Genomic DNA, 26443 nt, shown 5'->3' with positions numbered 1-26443 from the left:
ACGAGCGCTCCGCGAAACCGCATTTACGAACCTGTAATCTCCAGAATCTGGAATATTGAGCTTTCTCAACTTCAAAGTACTTTCATGATTCTAAAGAGAATTTCATTTGGCATACGTCGTGCGTATACCAAATGAGATACGGCCGTATAGGGCAAAAGCCCATACGCCCTGAATCCTACCGCTAAATTTTGGAGATGCTTGTGAAGCTATTGATCAAAGGGATTTTTGTATCTGCACTTTTGTTCTCGACGGGAACAAGGGTTGGTCCTCTGCTTTACGCCCAGGAGACTTCCGCAACACGTGGCGGACTGTCGGGCGTCATCACGGATGGCAGTGGTGCTGCCGTCCCGGGAGCAAAGGTGACCTTGAAGGGTGCGACCGATCAAAAAGAAGTGACGACCGATGCCACGGGACGCTACACAATCGGTGGCCTTACGCCTGGTCTCTACTCTGTAACAGCCAAGAAAGAAGGCTTCAGCGCGACTGAGGCAAAGAACGTCAACGTCGTAATCGGACGCCTGTCGAGCTTTGATCTTTCCATACAGATCGGCCAGGTTTCGGACGTTATTGAAGTCAAGGCGAACAGCGTTGAAGTAAATACCGTTTCGACGGCTATCGGCAGCAACCTGGATTACACCTTCTATGAGCAGGTTCCCGTGGCGCGCAATGTTGGAAGCCTGTTCTATACGGCTCCTGGTGCAGTTAACGGCGGTGGTACCGGAAATGCGAATCCCTCCATCGGTGGCGCAACTGGCCTGGAGAATCAGTACATCATCGACGGCGTGAATCTGACCGACGTCGGTTACGGTGGTCTCGGCGTCTTCAGCCCGACCTACGGCTCTCTCGGAACAGGCATCAACTTGTCCTTCATTCAGGGCGTTCAGGTAAAGACCGGCGCTTTGGAGCCGAAGTATGGTCGCGCGGACGGCGGTATTGCACTGATCGTGACGAAAACGGGCGGAACTCATTTCCATGGAGCGGTCTCAGCCTACTTTGCTCCCGCACAGTTCAGCTCAACCCAGCGCTACGCAGATGACTTCTTCAATCGCGTGAACACCCATGGACGCATCTTTGGCGTACCCCAGTATGACGCAGCCATTGAATTGGGCGGCTACATTCCATTCCACGGTATGCGTGACAAGCTCTTCTTCTTCGGTGCCTTCAATCCTTCGCTCAACCAGGTGCAATATATCGCGCCCGCAGGTTCCGGTCTCGCAGCGCAGGGTGCGTTCACCAACTCCATTACGGCCTACAGTTGGGCTGGCAAGATCACCTACAAGCCGTTTGAGACACTGACCTTCGACGCGTCTGCCTTCGGCGATCCCTCCAGCAGCAACTATGGATACGGATACGCCAACCAGGATACCTTCCCCCTTTATCCCAACTTCAACCAGGCTAACTCGTCGTCGTTCAGCCGCTGGAACTTCGGATCGCGTAACGAGGTTTTCCATATGAATGCGGCGATCACACCGACTTGGGTCCTCAATATTGCAGGCACCGCGAAGCAGACCCACTTTACCGAGTCTGGATTTCAGAATCTTTACAACATCACCGATACGACACAGCCTAATCTTGGGCTCGCTGGCGCTCAGTTCAATGCGGCAGGTCTCGGTTACTATCAGAATCCTGATACTCACGCCTACAGCTTCACCGCGGAAACAGAAAAAACGGTCAGCTTCTTTGGCACCCATACCCTCTCCATTGGGTACGAATTTGACCGTGCCATCTATGACCTGTTCAAGGGTTATACCGGTGGGACCTACGCTTTCCCCACCACAAATAGCGCTGGGGCCGCAACTCCTGCTGCAATCGCGGGGACGCAGACGAGCGCGGGCTTCAAGTTGATTGCGCTTAATTACACCAAAGACAGTCCAGACCCGAACTGCCCTCTGACTCTATGCCCCCAGATGAACATCCCGGGCTATGGTCTAGCGCAGGTTTACCTCTCGCAGAATCGTGGCATCTTTAGCACTCCCCAGGCGTTCACCAGCGTTGGATATCACCAGCTCTATGCGAACGATGACTGGGTCATCAACAAGCACATCAGCGTCAACGCAGGTCTCCGCTGGGAAGAGGAGCAGCTCAACGGTGTAGTTCAGCAGTATGTCTTCAATGACAATTGGTCTCCGCGTGTAGGCATCAATATCGATCCCTTCGGAGATCGCAAAGGCAAGGTCTTCTTCAACTACGCTCGCTACACGCAAATGCTTCCAGCAGACGCCGCCGTTCGCGAACTCAACCAGGAGCAGGATGTCTACCGCGCTAACTACGCGCCCCTTTCGGACGCAAATCATCAGGTAGTTCTCAGTTCCCTGGGAACGGTCATTCCGGTTCTTGATGCAGCCCATCTGCTGAGCGGAAATACGGCGGCAGGCGTCGATGACAACGGGGTAGCCGCAGGCGCCGGTAGAGGTCTCTCCATCAGCGGTTCGGCACCCGAACTCATTGCCTCGGGCACCAAGCTGAACTATGAAGAAGAGTTCGTTGCCGGAATCGAACGTCAGGTCGGCTTAGGGTTTGTCGTGAGTGCACGGTACACCGATCGCCGTCTTCTGAGAATTCTTGAAGATCTCTCCGGCGTTTCGCCGGAAGGTGCCCTTGGTGCTGATCCAAACATTGGCCCCTTTCAAAACTTCTTGATTGGTAATCCAAGCCCCTCCGCAGACTATTTCGTCAACGAACAGGAGGAGGCTTACACCACCACTCCACCGGCAAATTGTGTACTCGACTACGGCATTCAGCACAACGCGGCCGGTGATGCCCTCGGCGGCGCCTGCGGCCAAAACCCTGACGTTGCTGGCCTCCCAACTCCAGACGGCAAAGCGGATGGATTTGCAGCAGCTCGTCGTCACTACCAGGCATTGGAAATCGAAGCGAATAAGAACTTCAGCCACAACTTCCTGATGCGCGTGAACTATCGTTACGCGAAGCTCTACGGAAACTATGAAGGTCTCTTCCGCAACGATAACGGTCAGTCCGACCCCGGTGTGAGCTCACTCTTCGACTTCACTCAAGGTGTGCTCGGCCTGTTGGGTAACCAGTTCAAGTCTGGCTTTCTCAACACCGACCGACGTCACGTCGCGAACCTATACGGCTCCTATGTCGTACCGAGCGGCTTCCTCAAGAACCTCACACAGGGCATCGGATTCCGTGGCCAGGCTGGCGCTCCCCTTACAAACCTCGGCGCTCACCCCGTCTATGACAACGAGGGCGAAATTCCTCTAGGCAACGGACGTGGAAGCCTCGGTCGCACTGCTTCCAACATGCAGCTCGACCTTCACACCGACTACTCCATTCCGGTTCGCGAAGGTGCAAAGGTAAAGCTCTCTTGGGATATGTTCAACGTCCTCAACTCCCGGTCGCTCACACAGGTCGATCAGGATTCAGAACTCAACTCCACCACGCCGAACGTCGATTACTTGAAGCCTCTCTCCTTCCAGCGCGCCTTCTACGCTCGCGGTTCGGTTCGGTTCGAGTTCTAAGGACTTCACACTTAAACAGATGCCCTCCCGGAAGCGAGGGCATCACTGTTTAAGGACTCGTAAGAGTTGAATTACTCGCGCGCTACAGATTTCTGTCCAGCGAGACGGCCGTCCATATCCGCAAGCACATACGCCACGACAGACAGCATCGCCGTGTTCCGTTTGAAGGAATCGACGTCCACCTTATCCAGCGTATCGGCCTCGGTGTGGTGCCAGTCGAAGTAGTGGTCACCCACCGTTGCGGGACTCAGGGCCGGAACGCCGTCTGTAGTAATGGGTCCAATGTCCGAACCGCCGCCGCCGGGCGAAACCGTGTTCGCGCCGATCGATTCAAGTAAGGAAGCGATGTCCTTCATGTAAACGAAGGATTGCTTCTCCGCTGGAGAGAGCGTGCTCTCGTCCATGCCGCGTGGTTCTGCCACTGGCGCAGCAACTGCACCAGGAACGGGAGGAGTCGGACGACGTCCGCCACCGAATCCGCCATAGCCGATACCCAGTGGCTTCTCCGCACCACCATCCATCTCGATCGCGGCCACCTGGTCGCCGATCTTGTCACCAATGAGCTGGCGATACGCGCGTCCACCGGCTCCGCCATTCTCTTCATTCACCCAGAAGACGATGCGGATCGTACGCTTCGGCTTCAGTCCCAGCTTGTGGATGAGAGAGACCGCTTCGAACGTTGCCATGATGCCGGAGCCGTCGTCCTGTGCGCCCTGGCCGACGTCCCACGAGTCGATGTGACCACCAAGAACGACCACCTGTTCCGGATGCTCGCTGCCGACGATCTCGCCCATGACGTTCCCTGCCTTCACGTCCTCTTCCATATGCGCATCCATCTGCAGATGCACTTTGACGGGACCTTCCTTGCTCAGGCGTTCGATCATCAACGCGTCTTCGACCGAGATCGCAGCAGCCGGAATTTTGGTCTGCTTCTCGTCATAGCGCAGCGTTCCGGTGTGCGGCGTCTTCATCGCCAGCCCGGTGGCAGAACGCACCAGCATTGCGGCAGCGCCTTTTGCCGCAGCGTGCGACGCTCCGCCCGTTCGGTACATCGAACCAACGCCGTAGCCCTTCCATCCCGGATTGAAGACGACGATCTTTCCCTTGACCTGCGCGTCGGGCAGCGCATCCAACTCCGCGAAGTCATGCACAAAGACGACGTCCGCCGTGGTGCCTTCCTTCGATGTGCCCACGCTCATGCCCAGGCCCAGCATGTGGAGAGGCTTCTTCACCGGCCCGACCAGAGCGGCAGACTCGCCACCACGCACCCAGTGCGGCACCATCACCGGCTGAATCTGCACGTTCTGCAGGCCAGCCTTCTTCATCAGGTCCGCGCCCCACTCTATGGCGGTGTTCAGCTGCGGACTCCCACTGATGCGCTTTCCGATGTGATCGCAGAGGTACGCCAAATCGGCATAGCCTTCGTTGTCCTCCATCGCCGCAGTCAGAATTTTGTCTGCGTCCGTCTTATACTTTGCTGCCAAAGGTCCAGCCACTGCCGGCATCCCTGTGGGACGCTGCCCAGGAGCACCCATCTGCGCAAACGTCGGCGGCGGGGCCAATAAGGCCGCACCCGTCAAAATCACTGCAAAACGCTTCATTACAATCTCCTGTTCGCTTTATTCGATTGGAAAAGCTATCAGACACAACACAGGCTGAGAACGAATTCGTTCTCAGCCTGTGTTGGTTCGTCTGTTGGGTGCAAGTTAGAAAATGATCTTGCCCGCGAGCTGCACATTGAACGGCTCACCCGGTCCGATGCCGGGGGCGCCGCTGTTGGAACGAGTGTTTGTGCTGCGACCGAAAGAACTGCCCGTTGGCGAGCCCGAAAGGCTGGGGTTCGCCAGATTCAGGCGGTTGAAGATGTTGAACATCTCAGCCCGCAACTGGAGGTTGATGCCTTCGTGGATGTAGGTGTTTTTCACAACAGCCGCATCGACTGTGGCAAATCCAGGTCCACGGTAGGCGTTACGTGCGGTTGTTCCGAAGGTGCCCGCAGGCGCCGTCTGGAAAGCCGCGCCCGTGTACCACTGGACGTAGGGAGTTGCACCCGCCGGACGGACCAATTGACGGTTCAGGCCTGCCTTTGGATCTCCGATCTGGTTCAGGCGGTCCTGGAGTTCGCCAGTGCCACTGTTGTCCGTGCTACCCAGCTTTGCCGAAAAGGGCGTACCCGTGTAAGCGGTGATGAAGGCATTGCCCTGCCAGCCACGTGTAAGGTACGTTGCGTGATCGGTAAACTTTGGCACTTCGTAGACGATGTAACCATTGAACGTCTGGCGCACGTCGAAGTCGGCGCTGCCATACTCTCCATCGATGTTGGTCGAATCCTGAGGAGCGAATCCGCGGGTACCCGATACGTTGTCGAAGGCATGACCGAGCGTGTAAGAACCCTGCGCGGTCAGACCGTGGTAATTGCTGGTACGCAGCATCGCCTGGATCGAGTGGTAGTTCGATGCAGCCTTGCTTTCCATCTGGTTAATGGCTGCGATGGTCGTACGGTTCGCCAGACGGGTGTCCGTGTAGAAGGGGCGACGTGGCTGGAGTGCAGCAGTTGTCGCACCGATTCCGGGGCGTGCCTGGTTGATGTCACGAAGGCGGAACAGACGACGGCCCAGCGAGCCGACGTAGCTGATCTGCAACATCGTGTTGCGGCTGATCTGATATTGCGTATTCAGGTTGAAGTTCTGCACATACGCCGTTTTGAAGTTAGGGTCGACAGTGGAAAGACCGAGGGCGGCAGGAATGGAGGCACCGACAAATGGGTTCACACCCGTCTGCCACTGGTATAAGTTGCGGCTCAGGTTGAGTACAGGGGTCGCGCCGGTTGGATTGGCCTGCACACCGGATGCGCCGCCATTGCCTGGACGGTTATCGAAGAAGCCGTTCCAGTTGGGAACGTCGAAGTAGATACCGTACGTACCGCGGATGACCATCTTCTGCGCTGGCTGATAAGAGAAGCCAAAGCGCGGAGCAAAGTTGGTCTTGTTGGAGTTGTACACGGAGTCGAGGCCCTGACCGACAATCTCCAGACCATAGGCGTCTGCGTTCGTTGCTCCGGGGCGGAAGCCCGAGATCACGCCGTTGGAGGTGAAGGGTCCGTTGTAGGTGTAACGGACACCGTAGTTCAAGGTGAGCGACGGAAGAACGGTGTAGGTGTCCTGAGCGAAGATATCGAACGCCTTGTTATAGATACCGCGGCGCAGCGTACCCTGCGTGAAGGACGATGAACCCACATAACCAGCCAGGAAGTCAGCAAGTCCCTTGACGGCCTGTGTTGGCGCAGTATCGGCAGCGTAAGAAGTCGCTCCGGCAGGCAGTGCAACGCTGGCCGAAGCGTTGCCAGTAAAGGTGAAGGTTCCACGAACGTTACGCTGATACTGCAGGTCCATGTAGTTGCGACGGAATTCACCACCAAAGCGGAACTGGTGCTTACCCTTGAGCCACGTCATGGTGTCGGTCAGGTGACCGGTGTAGTCCTTACGTCCGAGGGGCTGAGTTGGACCAACCTGATCAAAATCCGTCGAAGAACTAATCGTGATGGTGGGAGCGCCGAAGAGCGACGGTGTGGTGACTCCGGTGTTAAGGCCGAGCGCCGGAATGTTCTGGCTGTGGTTCTGGTCGTTGAAGGTCTGATTGAAGACGCCCACGCCCGCGAGGAGCTGGTTCGAGATATGGTTCGTAACTGCCCAGTTGTGGACTACCGTGAAGTTCTGGGTGATGTCAGGAGCGACTTGATAATAGTCAGAGATAAATGGACCAGTGCTGCTGGAGGTGGCGAACTGACGGCCGGTACCGATGAAGGCGCGTGCCGAAAGCTGCTGGCGCGGGGTGATTGTCCAATCGATCTTGCCGATGGAGTTATCGCTGTAACCATGCTGGGGTGTGGTGTCCAGGAAGTTACCGTTGGCTGCGGGTCCGGAGTTCTTGTTGCCCTGCGGCCACAGCGTGATCACGCTGAGCGAGAGCGGGTTGACAGAGATTCCGTGAGCCGCGAGAAGCGCAGTCGCCTGAGCCACGTATGCGGTGGTTGGTTCGGTAGCGGAAGCGGAGTTCGCAATCGTGTACTTCTGACGCTCATAGTTTACGAAGTAGAAGAGCTTGTCGTGAATGATGGGGCCGCCAAGCGAACCGCCGAACTGCTGATTGCGGAGGGCTGGCTTGCGGTCCGTGTCCTTGAGGAATGGACTGCGCGCCGCGAAGAACTCGTTACGGTTGAAGTAATATGCCGTTCCGTGAATGCGGTTCGTACCGGATTTGATAGCGAGCGAGATGAGACCACCGCCGTTGCGTCCGGATTCCGCGTTGGCCTGCGTTTGAACAGTGAACTGATCGATTGCATCGATGGGAATCGTGACACCAGCGATGGAGCCTACGCCTCCCTGGTTGGCTGCTGAAGCGTTTTGCCAGATATCGTTATTGTCCGCACCATCGATCTGATAGTTGTTCTGGTTCGTACGCGTACCGTTGAGCGAACCTGCTCCGTTATATCCGGGAACAATCTTGATGAGCTGCGTAAAGTCACGACCGTTGAGAGGCATGTTTTCTACAGCCTTCTCATTGACGACAGCGTTGTTCGTCGAAGAAACGGTATCCAGAGAGACCGCTGCTGCATTGACCTCGATCAGTTCTGACGAGGTAGAAACGCTGAGCTTGATTTCCAGCGAATAGACCTGACCTGGACGAACCGCGATCTTATCGATCTTCGTAGACGCAAAGCCTGCGGATGAAACCTCAATCGAATAGTTTCCGAGAGGAAGATCCGGGAAGGTGTAGTCGCCGGAGCTTGTGGACTCCAGTTCGCGCTTATAGCCGGTGTCGGTACCAGTCAAAGAAATCTTGGCGTTGGGGACCACTGCGCCGCTGCTGTCCTGCACTGTTCCCGCGATACCACCGCGGAACGTCTGTGCTGTGATCGCTTGCGTCAGCGCAAGAACGAACAGCATCAGAACAAACTTCACTTGCCTCGGAAATAACTTCATGTTTTAGAGCTCTCCTATACTTTTCTGCTGAGCGAAGGTTTCGCTTCAGTTACATCCCAACGGGTGAGAAAAGATGCACGTGTTCGTCGGCGAGCCGCAAGGCCCCCCTACACAGTCTTAGCCTTCAAGACCGCGCTCGATTTAGATGAGGTGATTTGTCCCACGATAGAACTACGTACGCGCTAACGCAAGAAAAAACGGCGACTTTCGCATTTTTATTTACAAAGTCGCCGTCTTTGTAACTCTCCTGAAATCAAAAAAATGCTTGTATTAGCTGCTAAAAGGCTGTGTCAGCGAAGCGCTGGTCGGCGTCATCATCTCTGCACCGTGCTCGGTGATGGCCATATCGTCTTCCAGCCGAACACCGAACTCGCCCTTGAGATAAATACCGGGCTCATCCGAGAAGGTCATCCCCTGTCGCAGCTTCGTCGTGTTTCCCCGTACCAGGTAGGTCCACTCATGCCCGTCCATCCCAATGCCGTGACCGACTCTGTGCGTGAACGTCTTGTAGTCCGGACCAAATCCTGCGTCGGTAATGACCTTGCGTGCCGCAGCATCCACCGCCTGGCACTCCACGCCCGGCTTCGCCGCAGCCAGTGCCGCCGCCTGCGCCTGATGCACTACGTCGAAGACGCGCAACATCCTGTCGGTCGGTTTGCCGTACACGAAGGTGCGCGACAGATCGGATACATACCCTTCCACCATGCAGCCGTCGTCGATCAGCACGATGTCGTTTTCTTTGATCACCTGCGGCGTGACCGATCCATGCGGCAATGCACTGTAGATTCCCGTCTGGCAGCTCGTGTCTCCGGGAAAACCGACGTGCCGATACGCTGCGTCGCACAGCTCGCTAAACTGTGCCGTGGTCAGGCCCGGATGCGCGGACTTCCATACCGCTTCGTAGACTTGCAGCGTTACGGAGCACGCCAGCTTCATTAGCGCTAACTCTGCGGGACTTTTGATCATGCGGCAACCAGCGATCACCGGCGTAGCGTCCACCACGTGCAGATTGCCGCACGCCTTGGCGATCTCGTTGGCGTAAACAAACGGCGTCTTTTCTTCGATACCGAGCGTGCCCGAGTCCACACCTCCGTCGGCAAGCCCTTTGCGCACAAGCGCGTAAGGACTTTCATGCTCCTGCCAGGTGTAAATGCGGATCGTTGCTCCTCCCGGAAGAAGATTCATCCGCTCCATCATGCGGTCTTTCTCGAACGCCGGACAGACGACGAAGGCGTCGCCCTTCTGTGGAATTACAAAACAGAACATACGTTCGCTGTTTCCTAGCCGCATGCCGGTGAAGTACACCAGGGAGGTGCCGCCCGCCAACAGGATGGCATCGATTTTCTCCTCATTCATCAGCCGACGCGCGGTTTCAAAACGAGCTTCGCGCTCGGCAAGGGTGATCGGCACGGCTTCGTCCTTGCGGTTCTTGAGCGCGGCGATTGCAGAAGGAAGCGGGCGAGAGAAGCTCTCCGCCCGGTGCTCCGTTCGTTGTCCTAAAGCCAATGCGGAAGGGGTTGCAAGCAGACTAGTTTGCAGAAAATGGCGACGATCCAAAGGAGGGCCTCTTTATTGATGGAAATTGGGGATCAGGTTTCGCTCATTCTACGCAAACGGAAAACATCGCAATCGGAAAATCAGATCGATGTCGACGTTTCAGGAGATGCGGAGGTTAGGGAAAATGCATCCAATGATCTCCGTCCTCCTTCTGATTGAATGCGCAGCAAGGATCGCAAGCCTACAATCGTTCTACGGACTCTGGAGGTCAAAATGGCAACTACGCCCCGGAACGATACCGCCCCCCAATCGGACCCCGCCGATCATCAGGATCAAGCCGAAGGCCAGATGGATGCTCAAACGCCCTCTCACTGGGAAGCCGAAAAAAACGACATCAACAGCGAAGCGCGCATTCGCAACAATCCGATCTCCTCGGACGGACTAGCGGGCGAAGCCCTGGAACAACCAAGCTGGAAGTTCCATCCGGTGCAGGCCCAGTTTCCTGCCGAACTGCGACCGATGTGGCTCACCGAGCCAGAGCACTATGCCGCTGGCGTGGCCGCTGTCGTCCGCTCGACCGAGCATCTATTCATGAACAAGTCGATCCTGCGAGGTGCAAGTTCCCTTTCGATCTTGAACCACTCACACGGCGTCGACTGCATGAGCTGCGCATGGCCGGAGACCGATGGCCATCGAAAGTTTTTTGAATTCTGTGAAAATGGAGCAAAGGCCGTCGCGTGGGAGACCGACTCGCGTAAGTGCGGACGGGAGTTCTTCGCCAAGCACTCCATCGTCGAACTCTCCAACCACGATGAATACTGGCTCGGCCAACAGGGACGCCTGACGGAACCTATGGTGCTACGCGAAGGCGAAGAGCATTACACGCCGATCTCCTGGGACGAGTCGTACCAGATAATCGCGGACGAGCTCAACGCGCTCGAAAGCCCGGACGAGGCAGTCTTTTACACCTCCGGTCGCGCCAGCAATGAGTCGGCGTTCCTCTACGGCGTCTTTGCGCGGCACTTCGGCACCAACAACATGCCGGACTGTTCCAACATGTGCCACGAGAGCTCCGGATCGGCTTTGACTGAATCCATCGGCATCGGCAAGGGCACGGTAAAGATCGACGACTTTGCGAAGGCGCAGGTCATCTTCCTCATCGGTCATAACCCGGCGACGAACCATCCCCGCATGCTCACGACGCTCTCCGAAGCAAAAGAAGCGGGAGCGACGATCATCTCGATCAACCCCCTCGTCGAAGCGGGGCTGCTGCGGTTCAAAGATCCACAGGAACCGAAGGGCGTCATCGGCAATGGGCAGAAACTCACCGATCTGTACCTGCAGATCCGCATCAACGGTGACATCCCTCTCTTCAAAGGGATCCTGAAAGAGATGCTTGCTCTGGAAGACGCGAATCCAGGCAAAGCCTTCGACTGGACGTTCATCCGCGAAAAGACTTCTGGAATCGAAGAGTTGATCGCCGATCTTCGGTTGGCGGACTTTGACGTGCTTGTGCATCAGTCCGGCGTTCCACGCGAGAAGATGCGTGAAGTCGCCGAGCTGCTGGTGAAGTCCGACCGCATCATTACGGCATGGTGCCTGGGCCTGACGCAGCAGAAGACCGCGGTCTCGGCGATTCAGGAACTGGTCAACATCAACCTGCTGCGCGGCGCCATCGGCAAACCCGGCGCGGGCGTCTGTCCCGTACGCGGCCACTCCAACGTGCAGGGCGACCGCACCATGGGTGTCTGGGAACGGCCACGTGAGCCCTTCCTCAATCAACTGCAGAAAGTCTTCGGCTTCGATCCGCCGCGTCATCATGGCTTCGATGTTGTCGAATCCATCAAGGCCATGCATGCGGGAAAGGCGAAGGTCTTCATCGGCCTCTGCGGCAACTTTCTCTCCGCGGCCCCGGATACGGAATACACAGCAGAGGCTATGCGCAACACGCGCCTGACCGTGCAGATCAGCACCAAGTTGAATCGCGGCCACCTCGTTACCGGCAAGAGAGCGCTCATCCTTCCGGCGCTTGGCCGTACTGAGCTCGACGAGCAGAAATCCGGACATCAGTTCCAGAGCACGGAAAACTCAATGGGTGTAGTGGAAATGTCGCACGGGCGTCTGGAGCCTGCGTCGAAGCTCCTCATGTCGGAGCCCGCGATGATCTGCCACATCGCCGCGCGCACGCTCGGCACAAAGTCGAAGGTCGACTGGCTCTCGTTGCTCGACAACTATGATCTGATCCGCGATTTGATTGGCAAAGTCATTCCCGGCTGCGACGGCTATAACGAGAAGGTTCGCCAGAAGTTTGGCTTCTATCTTCCCAACAAGCCGCGCGAAGGAAACTTTGCTGACACCAAAACAGGCAAGGCGAACTTTGCCGTGATCGAGCTTCCGAAGCACGATCTCAAGCCCGGGCAGCTCGTCGTCACCACCGTTCGCAGCCACGATCAGTTCAACACGACCGTCTATGCCTGGAACGATGTCTATCGCGGCATTCATAACGAACGCCGCGTCCTGATGATGAATACCGAGGACATGCGCGACCGAGGCCTGAAGGCTGGCGACATCATCAACATCACCAGCTACTTCAATGACCAAACCCGCTACGCGAAGCGTTTCGTCGTCGTCCCTTACCGTCTGAGCAAAGGCGACTGCGCGGGATACTTCCCCGAACTCAATGTTCTGCTGCCCATCGGCAGCGTTGCAGAGAAGAGCAATCAGCCTGCCGCGAAGCACATCACCATCACCGTGGAAAAATCGGACGAACCGGGCATGCCGCTTCACACACCCTGGTACGACCGGCTGATCCCTGGCTCCTTCGCCCCATAGCGGAAATTTTCTTACCGTTTCACATGGGCCATCCAATCTCGGATGGCCCATGACTTTATGCGGACTGATGCGGCACGTGGTTCGCTTTCCGCATCAGATATCTATCTAACAAAATAGATTCATCCGAGGATCAAACGATGAACTCGAAGCGATGGGGCATCGCGGCCGCAGGCGTTCTTCTGCAGGTTGCGCTAGGCGCTGTGTACGCGTGGAGCGTCTTTCGTAAGCCACTGGCGACCCAGTTTCACTGGAGCATTGCAGAGGTCACACTCACCTTTACCATTGCGATCTTTGTCCTCGGCTTTGCCGCGTTCTTCGGTGGCCTCTGGAACGATCGCAGTGGTCCCCGCGTCGTCGCGATGACGGGTGGTCTGCTTTACGGTCTGGGCACAATTCTTGCCAGCCTCTCCGCCGGTCGGCTCTGGTGGCTCTACCTTACCTATGGGTTCATCGGTGGTATCGGCCTGGGCTTCGCATACATCATTCCCGTCTCCGTGCTGGTGAAGTGGTTCCCCGACAAGCGCGGCCTGATGACAGGCATCGCTGTTGGCGGATTTGGTGCAGGCGCTCTCATCACCGCGCCGGTGGCTACTCGCCTCATCCAGAGCATAGGCGTCATGACGACCTTCGCCTATCTCGGCACGGCGTATCTCGTGATCTGTGTCGGCGCGGGCTTCTTTATGCAGAACCCACCGGCAGACTGGAAGCCGGAAGGCTGGACTCCAAAGGTTTCGCTGAAGTCTCAGGCGGCACGTGACTTCACTCTGGCTGAAGCGCTGAAGAGCTGGCAGTGGTGGGCACTCTGGGTTCTCCTCTTTCTCAACACCTCGGCAGGGATCTCGATCATCTCGCAGGAAGCTCCCATGTTCCAGGAGCTGACGAAGGTCAGCGCAATCGTCGCTGCAGGCATGGTAGGAATCGTCAGCATCGGCAATGCTCTGGGACGTGTCTTCTGGGCCTCGATGTCGGACTATCTGACGCGACGCTATACCTTCCTCGTCATGTTCCTTTTGCAGGCCGCGCTCTTCTGGTTCCTTCCGAGTCTCGGTGCCGTCGCGCCGCTCACGGCGGTCGCTTTCATCGTTCTGATGTGCTACGGAGGCGGCTTTGGCACCATGCCCGCTTTCGCAGCGGATTACTTCGGCTCTCGCTATGTCGGACCTATCTACGGCCTGATGCTCACAGCGTGGGGCTTTGCCAGCGCCTTCGGTCCTTTGCTGATCGCGCATCTGCGACAGACCAGCGGATCTTTTGCCAGCGGCCTGCACGTGCTGGCTGTCGTCATGCTCATCTCCGCAGTGGTTCCCTTTATCGTTCGCCCACCTAAAACCGCTACAGACGTCGTTCCAACGACGCGATAGCAGAACTTTCACCAATTGCGCTCCGTTCAAGCGGAGCGCAGTCTGCAACACCTTTTGAGGCCTTGTATGAAAACCCTACTTCGTTCGGCGTTAATCGCAGTCGCGATGGGAGCTGTCCCATTTATGTCGGCACAGAAAACCGCAACAGTGCATCCGAAACATGCAGTCGCCCGACGTAAAACCGCAACCCTGAGTTCGCTGGCGGCGCAGATGCAACAGATGCATGATGACTTTCAAAGTCAGATCGATCTGCTGAAACAGCAGCTTTCCCAACGCGATGCGCAGTTCGCCTCCATGCAACAGGCCAGCCAGCAACAGACGGCCGCCACCGCTGCGCAGACGCAATCGGTCACTACGGCTGTAGAGCAGAACACCTCTGCGGTGAATACTCTGCAAGCGAAGGTCGAAGAGATCCACACTACGGATGCCGTTGTGACAGCCAAGGTAGAAGCGGTCCAGCAGACTCAGGAAACACTGCGCAAGGCCATGGATGAGCCGGCGTCGATCCATTACAAGGGCATCACCCTTGTGCCCGGAGGCTTCCTGGCCGCTGAAAGCATCTGGCGGCAGCGCGCGATGAACGCCGACATCTACACGAACTACAACGCCACGCCATTCCCTGCGGCAGGCGAAGCGCATACCAGCGAGTGGGTGCCTTCGGCGCGCCAGTCGCGACTCTCCTTTCTGGCCAGCGGAAAAGTCCCCTTCGGCACCATCAGTGGATATTTTGAAGGCGACTTTCTTTCGGCCGGTATCACCTCCAACAATCTCCAGACAAACAGCTACACCCTTCGCATCCGGCAGGCATGGGCCCAGGCGCAGGCCGGTAGCGCGACCTTTACAGGCGGCGAGATGTGGACGCTGCTGACGGAAGATAAGAAGGCCGCCAGCCCGGGACAGGAAGCCGTACCGCTCTTCTTCGACGGCAATCTCCATGTGGGCTTCACCTACGTTCGGCAGGCCAGCTTCCGCGTGCAGGAAGCCTTCACGCCGTCGTTTACGCTCGCTGCCTCAGTGGAGAACTCGCAGTACCAGTTCGCCGCAAGCAATGCCGCAAGTAACTTCTTCTTTGGCTCGGCAGGCGCTGCGGGCGGTTTGAATAACTCGGCTGCAAACTACACCAATCAGGTCGCGCCCGATGTCATCGTCAAGGCTTCCTTCGATCCGAAGTACGGCCACTATGAAATCGGCGGTGTTGCCCGCTTCTTCCGCGACCGCTACTATCCCACCGCCGCAAGCTCCACCAATGCGCAGAACGATACCAAGCTGGGCGGAGGCCTGGTTGCAAGTGCACGCTTCCCGATCGGATCGAAGACAACCGTGGGTCTGCATGTCGTAGCCGGTGACGGCACGGGCCGATACGGTGCATCGATCCTGCCCGATATCACCGTGCATCCCAACGGAACGCTGGAGCCTCTGCGCAACGCACAGGGCCTCTTCTCGCTGGAAGTCCACCCCACACCCAGGCTCGACCTCTTCGCCTACGCGGGCACAGAGTATGTGCAGCGGACGACGTATCTCAACGCTGCTGGCGTGCTCGTAGGCTACGCCCCAATCACAGGCTCAAACGTCGGTTGCGGTGTGGAAGCGATTCCCACGGGCAGCACCGGATATGCTCCCGGAACCGGAACCTGCCTCGGCGCCACACGAGACATCATGCAGGGCTCTCTGGGCTATCAGTACCGCTTCTACAGCGGCCCCAAAGGAAAGCTGCAGTATGGTCTGGCGTATAGCTACCTGGAACGCAACGGTTGGGCAGGAGTCGGTGGAGCGCCCAAGGCGACCAACAACTTCGTCTACACCAGCTTCAGGTATTACTTGCCGTAGTGCAAAAGCTTTGTGCCCCATTCATTCGCGTTCTTTGCGAATGAGTGGGTAATGCGCGAAGCGCATCCAAAAGATCTCCGTCGACGTCCGGTTTATGCGCTCTGCGCGACCCATACTTTCGCCAAAGCCGCGACAGCAGATCCCTTCGCTTCGCTATGGGATGGCAAAAAAGAATTAAGAACTTCGGCCCACACCAGGATCGCTCGTACTCGGCTTACCGTCCTCCACATGCCCGGCAAAGCGCCGCAGAAAACCCGCGTCCTCTTCTAGAGTAAGGGAGACATCAAACCATCCATCCGTCGCCTTCAGCGGAATCTCCGTCGTTATGTTTCCATGCGCCTGGACAACCTGTGTCTGATGCGAACCCGCATACGCCTCGGCCAAATTCACCGTGATGGCCTGCGTCTTTGGATTGCGAACCGCGATTTTGAGTGAAAGTCCCGCTTCCTCATGCTGCAAAGTTACTTCTGGCTGCACGGTATCGAGCGTGCCCTTCTGATGGACAAGGTATCCATTCGGCCCATGCACCAAAAGGTCGAAGCCGCTAGACAACTCCCAGAAATCGCTCAACGTATCACCCGAAGAAACGGTGTACCGGCGTGGCTCCGCCTCCGCACGCTTAGCGTCGAAGACATAAAACGCCGCGCCCACGCTGCCTCGATTCACTAGGTCAAGCGTGACGCGACCGGAAGCAACATGGCACTGCGTCTCAATGCGATACGGTAAAGCCCTTGCGGGACGCGTCCCCGGCTCCTGCTGCGGCATCAGCTGTTGCGGCGGCACCTGGTAGGGATGATGCAAAGACTTCATCGGCGCAGGCACAGGAAAAGAAGCATTACGCGTCGGACCCGCATTCGAAAAATCGAAGGCCGCCGTCAGATCGCCGCACACCGCGCGACGCCACTTGCTGATGTTCGGCTCCTCTACATGAAAGCGGTTCTCCAGAAACTGCAGCACCGACGTGTGATCGAAGACCTGCGAGCAAACCCAACCACCCGTGCTCCACGGGGAGAGGACGAGCATCGGAACACGCGGCCCAAGGCCAATGGGCTGCAGACCTCCGGGGTCCGCCCCCGGAACCAGCGGATGCATCTCGTGCGGATATTTATCGAGATCAAGAAACTCATCCTGCAGACTCTCGCGAAGATCCGCAGAGACCATGCCGCTCTGACCAGCTGCGTTCGTCTTCGGCGGCATCGGCGGAATGATGTGATCGAATAAGCCATCGTTCTCGTCATAGTTGATCAGGAACGCCGTCTTGCTCCAGACATCAGGGTCGGCCGTCAGCGCCTCCATCACCTGCGAGATAAAGTAAGCGCCATCGGTCGGTGAAGCCTCCGGATGTTCGCAGTACTTATACGGCGCGACGACCCATGAAACCTGAGGTAGCGTGCCCTTCTCCACATCGCTGCGAAGATCGCGCAACGTTTGGCTTGAGACGCCCTGGCGCACAAGCGGACTTGCAGGCGAAGCGCCCTCTTGTACCTGGTACTGCGCAAAGAACTCCAGCGAGTTATCCGTGTAATTGTCCGTCGGCGTTCCGGGTACTCCTGTGCCGCCCTGGTAGACCTTCCACGAAACTCCCGCCTGCTGCAGACGCTCCGGATACGTCGTCCACGTATAGCCATTCGTCTTCGCTCGTTCTTCCAGACCCGGCCCATTCGGCTTTTTGCCCATCGCATTCCGCGCATCGATCGTGCCCGACCAAAGATAGATGCGATTGGGGCAGGTATTCGAATGGGTCGAACAGAAGTACGCATCGCACAGGGTAAAGGCATCCGCGAGCGCATAGTGAAAGCTGACATCCTGCCGCTTGAGGTATCCCATCGTCAGGACATCCTGCTTCTGGTTTACCCACTGATCGTAGCGGCCATCGTTCCACGCAAGATGTCCACTGCTCCAACCATGGTCCGTTCCGGCTTGAAACTCCGTCGTCCGCTTCGGGTTGAGATAAAACGGCAGCACGTATTTCGCGTCCGGAGACAGGCCGCGAGCGTGATAACGCTTCGTCTTCACCGCAGCCACAGGCTGGTGCCATACGCTCTGTCCGTTCGGCAGAGGCGCAGGACGAGGGTCGCCGAAACCGCGCACGCCGCGCAGCGTTCCAAAATAATGATCGAAGGAGCGATTCTCCTGCATGAGAATCACAACGTGCTCCACATCCTGAATCGTGCCCGTCCCGCGACGCGGTGCGATCGCCAGCGCACGCTGGATCGCAGGAGGCACCATGGCTGCACCAGCAGAAGTTGCCGTCATGCGAAGAAAATCTCGTCTAGTCTTCATCGTCTCTCTCTAACGATAAAGGGAGCCGAAGAAATATCCGGCTCCCTTTAGCGTTTCTTCTGCTTTACAGCGAATTAGAACTGCACCCGCATGGAAACCTGACCGGTACGCGGGCCACCAAAGTCGGCAGTGCTTGCGGCAGTAATCTGGCCGAAGGCGGAGCTGGAGATATCCATATTCGGATTTCCGAGGTTGGTGTGATTCAGAACATTGGTGAAGGTTCCTTCCGCGCGCAACGAGATGCGATCGGTAAGGGTGAAGACCTTGTTCAAACCAAGAGACAAATTGACTGTTCCGGGGCCAACAAGAGAGCCGTTCTGTGCATTGCCGAAGCGTCCGATCGGAGCGGGGTCGCCTGCCTGCCCGCGTCCAGTATGGCACGGAGTACCGGCTACCCAGTTCGGATCTCCGGGGCAGGTAAAGGCAGCCTTGTTGAACCAGTTGAGCGCGGTGCGTAACGTGGGCGTGGCGCTCACACCTCTAACGCGGTCCACAAGTTGAGAACGGCTACCCAGAGCTGCTCCATTGTTTGCACTGTTCAAACCAGACCCTGTACCGGAGGGATCGCCCTCACCACTCGAGAAGTAGGGCGACAGGAACGGCCCGGTCTGCAGCAGAGAGATGCCGCTGACCTGCCATCCGCCGACCGCTGCGTCCGCGAAGCGATTCATCTTGCCGCCGAACTGGCGTCCGCGCCCAAAGGGAAGCGCATAGACCAGCGTGGTGCTCCAACGATGTCTGCGCGAGCCATAGACCTGGCCAAAGTCGACGTTAGGATCGCCCGCAAAGGAGGCGCGCGAGCCTCCACTCTCACTGGCAAAGCTGCTGCTGTTCGGCCCTTGGTTATCCGAAAGGTTCTTCGCCAGCGTGTAGGTCGTATCGAAGGTGAAGCCGTCCTTCAGATGATGGAAGAAGTTCACCTGTCCGGACTGGTAGTTGGAGTCAGCTCCTGTGGAACGAGTGTTGATCGTGCCCCAATTTGGAAATGGGCGAGCAGAGAGAGGCTGATTCGCCGCCGACGTTGTCGTGGAGTAAGGCAAATCGTTCAGGTTCGGCGCCCACACAAGGTGGCGCGTAGTCATACCGATATAAGAGACGCGCAGACCATAGCTATTTCCAAGATCGCGATCGATCGAAAGTGAGAACTGGTTGGAGTACGGATCCTTCCAGTGGATATCGTTTGCGGTTCCGAAGTAAGCCTGACCGTAGCCCACAGAGCTCGAACTGGTGCCCGACCCCGCAAAGATGCTGGGCCATACATAAGACGGGCCCGTGGCCGTTTGCAGGTTGGCGTATTGCACGGTGTTGGCCTGCAACGTTCCGGTGAGCGAGTAAAAGTTCGAACCCAGGAGAGTGATGTTGTAGAGCCCGTATCCGCCGCGAATCACCGTGCGATTGCCTCCAAACGGGCGATACGCAAAACCAAAGCGAGGCGCAAAACGCGTCTTGATGGCAGTCCTCAGTCCATCAGGCAAGCCCGCTTGTACATTGTCCACTGTGGGTGTGCAGGGAGCTCCGTTCTGCGTCGGAACGCCGGTCGTCTGTCCGAGACCACAGGAGTCGAAGCTCGCCAGATAATCCGTGGAGACGAGGCTGCCTTTACCCGCTGGGAAAACCACGCGGCCCGACTTTGCCACCGAAGGATCGAAGTTGCCGATATTGCCGCTGGGATCGTGATACGCCGGATGGAATTCGTAACGAAGACCGAAGCTCAGAGTGAGATTATCGCTGGCTCTCCACTGGTCCTGCGCATACGCGTGGTAGTGGAGCGTCTTGCCATCGTTGTCCGACTGCACCACATCGTAGAACGTCGTGCTGGGGGTACCAATCAGGAAGTCGGCAAACTCACTTCCCGTGAAGGTTGCAGGAGAGTAATTGAAGGTCCCATAGTTATCCGCTCCATTGAATCCGAGCGGCGTAAGTGCCTCGATGCGTCGGATGTCCACGCCAAACTTCATGGTGTGGCGACCCTTTACCCAGCTCAGATTGTCGGTAAACACATGCATGCGCGACTTCGTTGTCGAACTCAGTCGGTCCGCGTTCAGGGAAGTCAGGTAATTGAAATCAAGCTCAGGAAGACCGTTATAAAAAAGATTCTGCAGACCGGTCAGACCCGAGCTCTGCGTGAACGCTTTGCCATCCAGCGAATTGGTATTCCCTGAAGTATCGAAGGTAAACCCGTAACGAAACTCATTGATCAGGTTCGAGGTGAAGTTATAGTTTCCAGCGACCAGGAAGATGCGGTCCTGCACCGAGTTCGTAGTGGAAGGCACAAGCAGACTATTTGGCGTATGAGGCTCATAGTTCTTCCAGGTGAAGCGTGCGAAGACGAGCGCCTTCTGACCAAAGTATTGATCGCCGCGAACGTCGAACTGGTTGGAGAAGAGAGAGGTATCTTTATTAGTCGAATAGTTGAAGACACCCGGCGTATAAGTGGACGTATCGCCTATGTTCGGATCTGGAAAGAACTGCAAGAACTTCTGTGCAACAGGATTGATCGGCACAGCAGAGAGAGCATAGTTTCCGCCGGTAAACGGATTGTGCAGCGAAGTCAGGCCAGCTACATGGGAGAAGTCCCCATTCTTCATCGCCGCCGTGGGCACATAGTACTGAACCGATGTCGTGCGCGGGCTCCGATATCCCTCATATGTTCCAAAAAAGAACGTTCGGTCGTGGCCGTTGTAGAGATGCGGAACAACAACCGGACCACCCACAGTCGCTCCATAATCGTTCGTCACCAGATGAGCTTTGGAGAGCGCGCCGTAATCCTTCGCGTTCAAGGAAGCGTCCTGGTGATACCAGAAGAGCGAACCATGCAGCTTGTTGGTTCCACTTTTCGTAATCGTCGTAACTTCGCCCGGTTGTCCAAACTCGGCAGCGTTCAGAACACCGTCGACGCGCAACTCGGAGATCGACTCGCCCGAGGGGAAGGCATTGGAGAGTGGACTGTTCCCTCCCGTCGCGCTCTGTGTCGTAATGCCATCCACCGAAACCTCCGTCTGGAAGGGAAGGCCTCCCTGCACGGAATAGGCCGCGGTTTTTCCGGGTGCAGCGGTATCCGCCTGCACTCCGGGAAGCGTCTGGATCATCGAAAGAGGGCTTGTCCCACTCTGACTCGCACGATAGTTCGCAGGCAGGTCGCGCACGGCAACACTCGAGAGCGACGCGTCGATCGAGGGAGAATCGGTCTGGATGGTTCCCGCATCACTGGCGTTGACGGAGACCTCCTGGCTCACGTTCCCTGTAGTGAGCGTCGAATCGGCACGCAGCTCCTGGCGTGCGGTGAGTCGTAGATTCTCCAATCGCTGCACGGAGAATCCCTGGGCGGTAATCTCCACGCTGTAGAGACCTGCGCTGAGATTGGAGAACTGATAAGCACCCGAGGAGTCGGAGATGTCCGACTTCGTCACGCCCGTATCCACGCCCGTCAGTTTGACCGAAGCATTCGGCACCGATGCCCCGGTACTGTCTTTCACAACTCCAAGAATGGTGCCTTGCGTCGATTGCGCGAAGACCTGTGAAGGAAAAAAGATCGCGCACAGGACAAGAAACAAGCAAAGGGAAAGACTCTTGAAACGCATAAATCTCCTGAAGTGTGTTGCGGCCAGATTGTCGCCGACGATCGCCTTCTTGCGAAATGCCCGGCGGAGAAAGAAATCGGAAAAGTTAACTGCAGAATAGAGACAGAAGCGGAGCAGCCACTATCGCATTTAGCCTAAAAAACAAAGAAAGCTTTGAATTTCACGGAAAATTAACTCTTCTCCGCACTAGAGCGCAACAACGGTAGCTGCTGAGACCATCCGCAAAAGATTGTCTGCCTGGGCATTTGCGTCTTCGCCTAATTGACGTACAAATCCGTGGCAACTTTAGTGGCCCACGTGCCTCCCGGGAAGCGCGCAGCACATCCGTCAGCAATGGGAAGTTCATGCGATGCGCGTATTATGCGTTAGATCAAGATCGACTTCAACGGGCTGAAGCCATCATGACGGATCATGGCCGGAGAGTATCTATGGAAGAACAGCCGCACCTGAAGGCGACGTTGAACACGTGGCAGCTCTGGGGAATTGCCGTGGGGCTCGTGATCTCCGGCGAGTACTTTGGATGGAGCTATGGCTGGGCCAGTGCGGGCACTCTCGGTTTTCTGGTGACGACCCTTCTCGTCGCCACGATGTACACCACCTTCATCTTCAGTTTCACCGAACTCACAACGGCAATCCCGAACGCAGGCGGTCCGTTCGCCTACGCGGAACGCGCCTTCGGGCAGTTCGGAGGCTATCTCGCGGGCGCATCCACGCTGATTGAGTTCGTCTTCGCTCCGCCCGCCATCGCACTCGCCATCGGCGCGTACCTGAACGTGCAGTTTCCTTCGCTCTCTCTAAAGCACGCTGCAGCGATGGCTTATCTCCTCTTCATGGCGATCAACATCATCGGTGTCCGCATTGCAGCCAGCTTCGAACTACTGATTACAGTCCTCGCCATCGTCGAGCTTCTCGTTTTCATGGGCGTAGTCGCCCCTGGATTTCGTCTGTCGAACTTCATGGCGAACGGCTGGGCAGGTCAGAACCACTTCACCCTGTCCACACTGCAAGGCATGTTTGCCGCAGTTCCCTTCGCGATCTGGTTTTTCCTTGCGATTGAAGGCGTCGCCATGGCAGCGGAAGAGGCCGAGCGCCCCTCGCGTTCCATCCCGATCGCGTACATCGCAGGCATAGGCACGCTGCTGGCGCTCGCAATGGGCGTCATGGTCTTCGCGGGCGGCGTAGGAGACTGGCGCTTGCTCGCCAACATCAACGACCCGCTTCCGCAGGCGATGAAGATCATCGTGGGCCCCTCCAGCGGTTGGCTGCACATGCTCGTGTGGCTCGGTCTCTTCGGCCTCATTGCCTCGCTACATGGGATTATCTTTGGCTACTCGCGTCAGATCTTCGCGCTGGCCCGCAGCGGCTATCTACCTTCGCTCTTCGGCAAGGTGCATCCGCGTCTTGGCACACCCTACGTCGCCATCCTTGCTGGAGGGGTCGTCGGCATCGCGGCCATCTACAGCGACTCCTGGATCACCATCGGCGGACAATCGCTCACCGCAAACATCGTGACCATGTCCGTACTCGGTGCGCTGGTCATGTATGCCACGAGCATGCTGGCTCTCTTCCGTCTGCGTAAGACGGAGCCATCCATGCCACGGCCCTTTCGCGCAAGACTCTATCCGTTTTCACCATTGTGGACGCTGGCTGGCGTGGGCGTCTGCCTTGCCAGCGTCATTTACTACAATCTGGTGATCGCGGCGCTCTTCGTCTGCCTGTTAGCTGCAGGTTATCTTCTTCTTCGATTGGCAAAACGCCAGTCGGCTTAGTTCACAAATTCCTGCAGGATTGCGACGAGATGGCTTTCTCACACACGATCAACGGCTGCACCTATCGTTTCGACGATCTGAAGATGCTGCTTGCCAAGGCAACACCCGCACGATCGGGCGACGAACTGGCTGGCGTCGCCGCCGAGTCGGAGATCGTTCGCGCCGCCGCGAAATACGCGCTTGCCGACGTTCCGCTGAGACACTTCCTAAACGAAGCGGTGATTCCCTATGAGGACGACGACGTCACACGCCTCATCTACGACACACATAATCTTGAGGCCTTCGCTCCCGTAGCGCATCTCACCGTAGGTGAACTCCGCGAGTGGCTCCTGCAGGAGACACATAATGCCGACTCGCTTTTACAGGTCAGCCGTGGACTCACGCCCGAGATGGTCGCGGCAGTGTCGAAGCTGATGCGCAATCAGGACCTGATCCTCGCAGCCAGCCGATGCCGCGTTGTCACCAGGTTTCGAACCACCATCGGTCTTCCGGGAACGATGTCCGTACGTCTACAGCCAAACCATCCCATGGACGATCCGCAGGGCATCCTTGCGTCCGTCATCGATGGTCTTCTCTACGGCTGCGGCGATGCCGTCATCGGCATCAATCCCGCCAGTGACAGCGTGTCCGCCACGATGAAGCTTCTGCGTCTGCTGGACGACTTCCGTCAACGCTTCGACGCGCCCGTGCAAAGCTGTGTGCTCACACATGTGACGAACACGCTCCAGGCCATGCAACTGGGCGCACCCGTCGATCTCGTCTTTCAATCCATTGCAGGTACGCAGAAAGCAAATGAAGGCTTCGGCATATCGCTCTCCCTGTTACGCGAAGCGGAGGAGGCGGCGCTTGCACTGCATCGCGGAACCATCGGAACGAATTGCATGTACTTTGAAACCGGCCAGGGAAGTGCTCTTTCCGCAAATGCGAACTTCGGCGTCGACCAACAGACCTGCGAAGTCCGCGCCTACGCCGTCGCGCGCATGTGCCGTCCATTGCTTGTCAACACCGTCGTTGGATTCATCGGACCGGAGTATCTCTACGACAGCAAGCAGATCATTCGTGCGGGTCTGGAAGATCACTTCTGCGGCAAGCTAATGGGTCTTCCGATGGGCTGCGACGTCTGCTACACCAACCACGCCGAAGCCGACCAGGACGATATGGATTCGCTGCTCACGCTTCTTGCCGTTGCGGGTGTCAACTTCATCATGGGTGTTCCGGGAGCGGACGACATCATGCTGAACTACCAGAGCACCTCGTTCCACGATGCTCTCTACGTCCGTAGTGTTCTTGGTCTCAAGCGCGCGCCCGAGTTTGAAGCATGGCTGAGGAAGATGCGCATCGTGGACGAAGAAGGACGTCTCGCTTCATCGAGAGATGCAATTGCGCGTCTCATGCCGCCGGGACTTCTACAGGGGCAGCTATGAAGGACGAGTTGGCGAGCCCTGATCCATGGCAGCATCTATCGCAGTGGACTTCCGCGCGTATCGCCATGGGGCGCGTCGGATCGAGCCAACCGACGCAGGCCGTACTCGACTTCACAATGGACCACGCCACCGCCCGCGACGCCATCCATACACCTCTGGATGTGGACAGGCTGGTGCGCAAGTTGCAGGCTGCAGACTTCTCCTCGCTGCGCGCGTGGAGTAAAGCCTGTAACCGATCCGAATACCTTCGCCGTCCAGACCGTGGACGCTCGCTCGACCCCGCATGTATCGAAGCTCTGAAGCCCAGCACGACTCCAGGCACTCATCTTCTTACTGTAGTGATTGCCGACGGACTCTCCTCCCTCGCACCTGCATCCCACGCGCTTCCTTTGTTGCGGCATCTGCGCGATGGCCTCATCGGATGGACGCTGGACCGTGTCGTCGTGGCGACACAGGCGCGCGTCGCTCTGGGCGATGAGATCGGTGAGATACGCGGCGCGGAGGCTGTACTGCTTCTCATCGGAGAGCGGCCCGGCCTCAAGTCTCCAGACAGTCTCGGGGCGTATCTCACCTATCATCCACGCGTCGGGCGCACGGATGCAGAGCGCAACTGCATCTCGAATATTCATCCCGAAGGTCTCTCGTATCAAAACGCGGTCTTCAAGCTTCTGTACTTACTCGCGGGAGCACGGCTGCAAGGCGGCACCGGTGTTTCGCTGAAAGATAGCAGCGATCTGTTAGGACTCGAACGAGGTTGAGGAAGGCCGACTTAGCGATTGATTCGCTTGGTCGAAAAGCGAAAGACGACGCCAGAGCCGAGACGAAGATTGTGCTGATACGCGTTAAGGTCATTCGGAAGATGAGTCGAGAGATATTCGCCCTCCACCGCGCGCACTGAGAGCCAGTCTTTTACGCCGATCTCCACACCGCCGCCCGGACTGTAAGCGAAGGAGTTCGCCACATCGCTGGACCGTCCATTGTTTCTCGGGAAGTAACTATCGAAACCATGCACACCGCCTACAAGAAACTGTCCATAGAGCGTGAGCCTTCGCGTGGGATGAAACGAGTAACGTGGGCCAGCCATGTATGTGATCAGGCCAAGGCCCTGTTGCGATTGCGGAACAAGATCGGTGTGATTCCCCGTAACATCCGCCGCCAGGGAAATGTGCTTCCATACGTAAAACAGGACTTCGCCACTACCGCCATTCATCAGAAAGCAACCGCATGTGCCGGGAGGTGCGTTGCTGATCGTCGCGCTGTAGCGCAGAGACAGCGCGATGGGATACTCCTTCGAAACCGTCTGCCCAAGCTCACTGGCTCCTGACGGGATCGCCTGCGCACAGGCAGTCGTCGCCATGATCATGAGTACGATCGAAAACAGGATCCTGGTAAGTCTCATGCGTGC

Annotated in this window: 13 protein-coding genes; 7 read left to right on the top strand and 6 right to left on the bottom strand. The window is 57.2% G+C overall.

Annotated features, from left to right (window positions below; translation table 11 throughout):
- The first annotated feature begins 194 nt into the window (after positions 1–194).
- Positions 195–3482, top strand: a complete 3288-nt coding sequence (locus ACIPR4_RS00910) for a TonB-dependent receptor (RefSeq protein ID WP_041585859.1) — start codon at positions 195–197, stop codon at positions 3480–3482.
- A gap of 71 nt (positions 3483–3553) precedes the next feature.
- Here ACIPR4_RS00910 and ACIPR4_RS00905 read toward each other — a convergent pair whose 3' ends face one another.
- The 3 genes from ACIPR4_RS00905 to ACIPR4_RS00895 all read right to left on the bottom strand — a co-directional run bounded on the left by ACIPR4_RS00905 (position 3554) and on the right by ACIPR4_RS00895 (position 10021).
- A complete protein-coding gene (locus ACIPR4_RS00905) occupies positions 3554–5083 on the bottom strand; it encodes a M20/M25/M40 family metallo-hydrolase (protein ID WP_013566757.1) in 1530 nt (509 codons plus the stop codon).
- A 105-nt stretch (positions 5084–5188) separates the two neighbouring features.
- A complete protein-coding gene (locus ACIPR4_RS00900) occupies positions 5189–8464 on the bottom strand; it encodes a TonB-dependent receptor (RefSeq protein ID WP_013566756.1) in 3276 nt (1091 codons plus the stop codon).
- Positions 8465–8734: 270 nt separating this feature from the next.
- On the bottom strand, positions 8735–10021 hold the full coding sequence (locus tag ACIPR4_RS00895) for a M24 family metallopeptidase (RefSeq protein ID WP_013566755.1): 1287 nt from the start codon (positions 10019–10021) through the stop codon (positions 8735–8737).
- A gap of 213 nt (positions 10022–10234) precedes the next feature.
- On the opposite strand from ACIPR4_RS00895, the gene ACIPR4_RS00890 reads away from it, so the two are divergent.
- The 3 genes from ACIPR4_RS00890 (at position 10235) to ACIPR4_RS00880 (ending at position 15981) form a co-directional block, all read left to right on the top strand.
- Positions 10235–12793 carry an FdhF/YdeP family oxidoreductase gene (locus ACIPR4_RS00890; RefSeq protein ID WP_013566754.1) on the top strand — a complete coding sequence of 853 codons (2559 nt, stop codon included), beginning with the start codon at positions 10235–10237 and terminating at the stop codon, positions 12791–12793.
- Positions 12794–12930: 137 nt separating this feature from the next.
- Positions 12931–14154, top strand: a complete 1224-nt coding sequence (locus ACIPR4_RS00885; protein WP_013566753.1) for an L-lactate MFS transporter — start codon at positions 12931–12933, stop codon at positions 14152–14154.
- A gap of 66 nt (positions 14155–14220) precedes the next feature.
- Positions 14221–15981 (top strand): DUF2059 domain-containing protein, encoded by a 1761-nt coding sequence (locus ACIPR4_RS00880; RefSeq protein WP_013566752.1) that lies wholly within the window; start codon positions 14221–14223, stop codon positions 15979–15981.
- A gap of 174 nt (positions 15982–16155) precedes the next feature.
- On the opposite strand, the gene ACIPR4_RS00875 is transcribed toward ACIPR4_RS00880, so the two are convergent.
- Both ACIPR4_RS00875 and ACIPR4_RS00870 read right to left on the bottom strand, forming a co-directional pair.
- Complete coding sequence (locus tag ACIPR4_RS00875) at positions 16156–18264, bottom strand: phosphocholine-specific phospholipase C (RefSeq protein WP_013566751.1); 2109 nt, start codon at positions 18262–18264, stop codon at positions 16156–16158.
- A 74-nt stretch (positions 18265–18338) separates the two neighbouring features.
- A complete protein-coding gene (locus ACIPR4_RS00870) occupies positions 18339–21845 on the bottom strand; it encodes a TonB-dependent receptor (protein ID WP_013566750.1) in 3507 nt (1168 codons plus the stop codon).
- 428 nt (positions 21846–22273) lie between these two features.
- Here ACIPR4_RS00870 and eat point away from each other — a divergent pair, with 428 nt between their 5' ends.
- The 3 genes from eat to eutC are packed head-to-tail and all read left to right on the top strand — an operon-like array spanning position 22274 to position 25796.
- Positions 22274–23614 (top strand): ethanolamine permease, encoded by a 1341-nt coding sequence (eat, locus tag ACIPR4_RS00865; RefSeq protein ID WP_013566749.1) that lies wholly within the window; start codon positions 22274–22276, stop codon positions 23612–23614.
- 29 nt (positions 23615–23643) lie between these two features.
- Positions 23644–25038 carry an ethanolamine ammonia-lyase subunit EutB gene (locus tag ACIPR4_RS00860; protein WP_013566748.1) on the top strand — a complete coding sequence of 465 codons (1395 nt, stop codon included), beginning with the start codon at positions 23644–23646 and terminating at the stop codon, positions 25036–25038.
- Positions 25035–25796, top strand: coding sequence for an ethanolamine ammonia-lyase subunit EutC (gene eutC / locus ACIPR4_RS00855; RefSeq protein ID WP_013566747.1), 762 nt, complete (start codon positions 25035–25037; stop codon positions 25794–25796). Before ACIPR4_RS00860 ends, eutC begins: the two co-directional genes overlap by 4 nt.
- An 11-nt stretch (positions 25797–25807) precedes the next feature.
- On the opposite strand, the gene ACIPR4_RS00850 is transcribed toward eutC, so the two are convergent.
- Entirely contained in the window at positions 25808–26437 is a 630-nt protein-coding gene (locus tag ACIPR4_RS00850; protein ID WP_013566746.1) for an outer membrane protein, read from the bottom strand.
- Positions 26438–26443: the final 6 nt, after the last annotated feature.

Origin of the sequence: Terriglobus saanensis SP1PR4 (assembly GCF_000179915.2) — a bacterium.
Lineage (GTDB): Bacteria > Acidobacteriota > Terriglobia > Terriglobales > Acidobacteriaceae > Terriglobus > Terriglobus saanensis.
Note: the sequence above shows the minus strand (reverse complement) of the source record. Positions and strands in the feature narration are given on the sequence as shown.

What these genes read in the sequence shown, in the direction of transcription:
- ACIPR4_RS00910 (WP_041585859.1), top strand. Translation starts at nt 195, where the DNA reads ATGCTTGTGAAGCTATTGATCAAAGGGATTTTTGTATCTGCACTTTTG.
- ACIPR4_RS00905 (WP_013566757.1), bottom strand. Translation starts at nt 5,083, where the DNA reads ATGAAGCGTTTTGCAGTGATTTTGACGGGTGCGGCCTTATTGGCCCCG.
- ACIPR4_RS00900 (WP_013566756.1), bottom strand. Translation starts at nt 8,464, where the DNA reads ATGAAGTTATTTCCGAGGCAAGTGAAGTTTGTTCTGATGCTGTTCGTT.
- ACIPR4_RS00890 (WP_013566754.1), top strand. Translation starts at nt 10,235, where the DNA reads ATGGCAACTACGCCCCGGAACGATACCGCCCCCCAATCGGACCCCGCC.
- ACIPR4_RS00885 (WP_013566753.1), top strand. Translation starts at nt 12,931, where the DNA reads ATGAACTCGAAGCGATGGGGCATCGCGGCCGCAGGCGTTCTTCTGCAG.
- ACIPR4_RS00880 (WP_013566752.1), top strand. Translation starts at nt 14,221, where the DNA reads ATGAAAACCCTACTTCGTTCGGCGTTAATCGCAGTCGCGATGGGAGCT.
- ACIPR4_RS00875 (WP_013566751.1), bottom strand. Translation starts at nt 18,264, where the DNA reads ATGAAGACTAGACGAGATTTTCTTCGCATGACGGCAACTTCTGCTGGT.
- ACIPR4_RS00870 (WP_013566750.1), bottom strand. Translation starts at nt 21,845, where the DNA reads ATGCGTTTCAAGAGTCTTTCCCTTTGCTTGTTTCTTGTCCTGTGCGCG.
- eat (WP_013566749.1), top strand. Translation starts at nt 22,274, where the DNA reads ATGGAAGAACAGCCGCACCTGAAGGCGACGTTGAACACGTGGCAGCTC.
- ACIPR4_RS00860 (WP_013566748.1), top strand. Translation starts at nt 23,644, where the DNA reads ATGGCTTTCTCACACACGATCAACGGCTGCACCTATCGTTTCGACGAT.
- eutC (WP_013566747.1), top strand. Translation starts at nt 25,035, where the DNA reads ATGAAGGACGAGTTGGCGAGCCCTGATCCATGGCAGCATCTATCGCAG.
- ACIPR4_RS00850 (WP_013566746.1), bottom strand. Translation starts at nt 26,437, where the DNA reads ATGAGACTTACCAGGATCCTGTTTTCGATCGTACTCATGATCATGGCG.